This is a genomic window from Pseudoalteromonas sp. RB2-MNA-CIBAN-0110, assembly GCF_040309305.1.
Classification (GTDB): Bacteria; Pseudomonadota; Gammaproteobacteria; order Enterobacterales; family Alteromonadaceae; genus Pseudoalteromonas; species Pseudoalteromonas arctica.
The window spans coordinates 1-275 of sequence record NZ_JBEOOQ010000169.1 but is presented as its reverse complement, the minus strand read 5'-3'; the positions used below and the strand labels follow the sequence as shown (position 1 = coordinate 275).

Annotated in this window: 1 protein-coding gene; it reads right to left on the bottom strand. The window is 41.5% G+C overall.

Translation table 11 applies throughout. The features are described 5' to 3' along the window. Nucleotides 1-275 (bottom strand): ATP-binding cassette domain-containing protein (locus tag AAEY68_RS21030; RefSeq protein ID WP_350586824.1); only part of this gene is annotated, 275 nt, incomplete at both ends.

Genomic DNA, 275 nt, shown 5'->3' with positions numbered 1-275 from the left:
GTTTATAGGTTGCTTATCTATAGTGATACTACCTGATGACACTTCATAAAAACGATACAAGAGCCTAGCTAATGAGCTTTTTCCTGCGCCACTTGCACCGACTATTGCTACCTTAGTGCCGGGTTTTACGCTAAAACTAACATTGTTAAGAATAGGGCGGTTAGCATCGTAACTAAAGCTTACATTGTTAAAGCTAACCTCACCTTTAGTGAGTGTTAGTAGTTGTGATGCAGGAGTGTCGGCAATGTGTGGTTTTTTGTTGAGCAGCCCAAGCA